Annotated in this window: 4 protein-coding genes; all 4 read right to left on the bottom strand. The window is 58.5% G+C overall.

All coding sequences use genetic code 11. The annotated features are described in order from the left end of the window. Nucleotides 1–109 precede the first annotated feature (109 nt). The 4 genes from PMI23_RS24990 to PMI23_RS24975 are packed head-to-tail and all read right to left on the bottom strand — an operon-like array spanning nucleotide 110 to nucleotide 3,063. Nucleotides 110–982, bottom strand: a complete 873-nt coding sequence (locus PMI23_RS24990) for a transporter substrate-binding domain-containing protein (RefSeq protein ID WP_007918717.1) — start codon at nucleotides 980–982, stop codon at nucleotides 110–112. Then, a complete protein-coding gene (locus PMI23_RS24985; protein ID WP_007918716.1) occupies nucleotides 979–1,761 on the bottom strand; it encodes an amino acid ABC transporter ATP-binding protein in 783 nt (260 codons plus the stop codon). The genes PMI23_RS24990 and PMI23_RS24985 overlap by 4 nt, the downstream gene beginning before the upstream one ends. Beyond that, nucleotides 1,758–2,417 (bottom strand): amino acid ABC transporter permease, encoded by a 660-nt coding sequence (locus tag PMI23_RS24980; protein WP_007918714.1) that lies wholly within the window; start codon nucleotides 2,415–2,417, stop codon nucleotides 1,758–1,760. Before PMI23_RS24980 ends, PMI23_RS24985 begins: the two co-directional genes overlap by 4 nt. Beyond that, nucleotides 2,398–3,063, bottom strand: coding sequence for an amino acid ABC transporter permease (locus PMI23_RS24975; RefSeq protein ID WP_007918712.1), 666 nt, complete (start codon nucleotides 3,061–3,063; stop codon nucleotides 2,398–2,400). The genes PMI23_RS24980 and PMI23_RS24975 overlap by 20 nt, the downstream gene beginning before the upstream one ends. Nucleotides 3,064–3,521 lie beyond the last annotated feature (458 nt).

The raw sequence follows: 3,521 nt of genomic DNA, 5'->3' as shown, positions 1-3,521 counted from the left end.
CGACTCGGCTTTCAGGTCGATGTCTAATGCAGGACACCTCGGTCGGCTCCCTCTCCCTCGGGAGAGGGCTGGGGTGAGGGGCAGGCCTCACCACAGACTCAGCGGGCAATCACCCCTGCCACTTGCCACCCTCGACAATCACGCTCTCAGGCTTGGTGTCATCGCTCAGCTCTTTACGCACATATTGGTCGTACAGCTTGAGCAGATACTTCTCCTCACCCAGCTTGCTCAGCTCAGTATTCACCCAGTCACGCAACTCGATATTGCCCTTCTTCACCGCCGGCGCAATCGGCGCTTCTGCACCCAATTTGTCATCCAGCACACGATAACCCGGGTTCTGCTTGGCCCAGCTGAACAACACCAGATTGTCCTGTGCATAAGCATCGCCTCGACCATTGGCCAGGGCCTGCAGCGACTCGGAGTTTTTCTCGAACTTCAGCAGTTTCCAGTCCGGGTGATTCTTGGTCAGCCAGATATCGGCAGTGGTGCCGGTGGTGACGATGGTGGTGCGGGACGCCAGGTCATCAAGGTTTTTCACCGAGCTGCTCTGCGGCACCAGCGCCTGCACCGCAACCTTGAGGTTCGGGTTGGTGAATTCCACCGCTTCCTTGCGCTCCGGGGTTACGGTCATGTTGGCGAGAATCAGGTCGACCTTGTCGCTTTGCAGGAACGGGATACGGCTTGCCGGTTCGACGGCAACGAACTCGACCTTGTTTTCATCACCGAGCAGATCCTTGGCGAAACGGCGGCCAATGTCGGTATCGAAGCCGACGTAGCGCCCGGCCTCATCGACAAAACCGAATGGCGGCTTGTCGGTAAAGACGCCAACGATCAGTTTGTCGCGAGCCTTGATCTTGTCCAGGTAACCGGCCGGCGCGGAGCTTTCGCTGGCAACCTTCGGCTTTGGCGGTTCTTCGGTTTTGCTGCAACCGGCAAGTAAGGCGAGGCTCAGTAGGGGCAGTAAAAAAGCGGCAGTTTTCATAACAGTTCCAGTTCCTTTGTCGGATTCGTTTTTGGCAGTGTTGCCACGAAGGAGAACTTCTCCAGAAACTGCTGCGCGCGTGCGGTTTGCGGGTTCGTAAAGAAAATCTCGGGCGGGTTCTGTTCAAGGATGCGCCCGGCATCCATGAACACGATGCGGTCGGCCACCGCGCGGGCGAAGGCCATTTCATGGGTGACGATCAACAGGGTCATGCCTTCGCGGGCCAGGCCCTGAATGACCTGCAAAACTTCCTTGACCATTTCCGGGTCGAGGGCAGCGGTGACTTCGTCGAAGAGCATTACGCGCGGGTTCATGCACAGCGAGCGGACAATGGCGATGCGTTGCTGCTGGCCGCCGGAGAGCTGACGCGGGAAAGCATCGCGCTTGTCCGCCAGGCCCACGCGTTCGAGCAGCGCTTCGGCTTGCTGCTGCGCCTCGCGGCGCTGGCGCTTCTGCACCTTGAGCGGGCCGAGCAGCAGATTGTCGAGCACGCTCATGTGCGGGAACAGGTGATAACTCTGGAACACCATGCCGATCTGCTGACGGATCTCGCGCCAGTCAGTGGACTTGCCCAGCAGTTCGCGGCCGAGAAATTTCAGGCTGCCGCTGTGGGCCTCTTCCAGACCATTGAGGCAACGCAACAAGGTGCTTTTGCCGCAGCCGCTGGGGCCGAGGATGACGATCACTTCGCCGCTCTGCACCTGCAGGTCGATGCCGTTGAGCACTTGCTGCTCGCCATAGAATTTGTTGAAGCCGTGAAACTCGATCAATGCGCTCATGCTTGCGTCCAGCGCCGCTCCAGCACGCGCGAGGCGGCCGACAGCGGGTAGCAGATGAAAAAGAAAAACAGGAACAGCGCGCCGTAGATCAGCACCGATTCGTAAGTACGCTCGATGATCTGCTGGCCGACCTTGATCACGTCGACCACACCGATCAACACCGCCAGCGAGCTGGTCTTGATGATTCGCGTGTAGACGTTGATGGTCGGCGGCGTCATGCGTTTCAGCGCTTGCGGCAGCAGCACGTAACCGTAGAGTTGCGCGGCGTTCAGACCTATCGACAGCCCCGCTTCACGCTGCCCGCGTGGCAACGAATGCAGCGCTCCGCGCGCCACTTCACCCACCTCGCTGGCGCCCCACAGCGACAGCACCAGCACCGCGCACCAAAAGCTGGGAATGCTCAGGCCGAAGAAAATCGGCAGACCGAAGAACAACAGATACAGCCAGACCAGCACCGGGATCGCCCGGAACAGCTCCAGATACACCCGCAGGATCGCGTTCAGCCACGTCACGTTGAGCGTTCGCAGCACACCGTAGAGCACGCCGCCAACGGTGCTGATGGCGATGCTCAGAAACGAGATCGACAGGGTTTGCCCGGCGCCTTTGGCCAATTGCGGCAACGACACCCAGAGCAACTCAAGACCCGAACTGGCCATGCTGGAGCCTCCTTTCCAGACGGCTGAGCAACAGCGACAGCGGCAAGAACAGCAGCACGCAGATCAGCGTCAGCACGGCGAGCATTTCGTAGGTTTTGTAATAGAGCGCGATGTAGCTCTTGGTGGTGTAGAGGATTTCCGGTACCGCCACCGCCGAGACCACGGTGGTTTCCTTGAGCAGGAAAATGAAATTGGCGAACAGCGACGGCAGGCTGAGAATCCCCGCTTGCGGCAGGATCACGTAGCGCAGCAACTGACCGTGGGACAGGCCGATCGAGCGCCCTGATTCCAGTTGCGCCTGCGGCACCGCATCGACGCCCGCACGCAAGACTTCGGTGAGATAGGCGCCACCGAGAAAGGTCATGGTGATAATCGCGGCGGTGAAGCCGGAGACTTTGATCCCCAGCGCCGGCAAGGCGAAGTAAACGAAGAACAACTGGATCAACAGCGGTGTGTTGCGCGCCAGCTCCACATACAGGCCGACCAGTTTTTGCAGGTATGGCGTGCGGAACACCAGAATCGTCGCGTTGAGCAGCGCCACCAACAGCGAGGTGCCGATGGCGATTAATCCGACCTGCAGCGTCACGCCCACGGCTTTGAGAAACGCCGGCAGGGTGCTGAGGATAAATGCGTAATCAAAAGTCATGAAACGTCCTGGACGCCGCTCGGTAAGCGACGGTGGTGCACTCCATGGACAGCGGGTGGCTGTCCGGCAGACACCGACTTTATAGATATAAAAACAAGAATTTAAATACTGTTAAAGCATATTGATATCACCCAAAAAACTATCTTGTGGGTTTGCCGGGAAGGAATAAGAAGGCTATTTTTCTTTGCGCTGTAGGACGGATCTTTTTTTCACGAAAGCCCTCCAAGGACGAACAGCTTTTGGCCAGACTCACCCGGCCAAACTCATAACAAGGAAGAGAACATGGACGTAAAAGTGCCGCAGCGACTGGATCCGCAGGAGATTGTGAAATTGTTGGTGGCGTTGAGGCGGGCGTTGAAGGCTCAGGTTGCCTGAGAATCAAGAGCACCCTCACCCCAGCCCTCTCCCCGAGGGAGAGGGGGCTGACCGAGGTGTCTGGCGTCATACATCGACCTGAA

Origin of the sequence: Pseudomonas sp. GM24 (genome assembly GCF_000282235.1) — a bacterium.
GTDB lineage: Bacteria > Pseudomonadota > Gammaproteobacteria > Pseudomonadales > Pseudomonadaceae > Aquipseudomonas.
The sequence above is the reverse complement of the archived record's forward strand: the minus strand, read 5'-3'. Positions and strand labels throughout refer to the sequence as shown.

Bases quoted from the DNA above. Each gene is read 5' to 3' on its own strand.
- PMI23_RS24990 (WP_007918717.1), bottom strand. From the start codon at position 982: ATGAAAACTGCCGCTTTTTTACTGCCCCTACTGAGCCTCGCCTTACTT.
- PMI23_RS24985 (WP_007918716.1), bottom strand. From the start codon at position 1,761: ATGAGCGCATTGATCGAGTTTCACGGCTTCAACAAATTCTATGGCGAG.
- PMI23_RS24980 (WP_007918714.1), bottom strand. From the start codon at position 2,417: ATGGCCAGTTCGGGTCTTGAGTTGCTCTGGGTGTCGTTGCCGCAATTG.
- PMI23_RS24975 (WP_007918712.1), bottom strand. From the start codon at position 3,063: ATGACTTTTGATTACGCATTTATCCTCAGCACCCTGCCGGCGTTTCTC.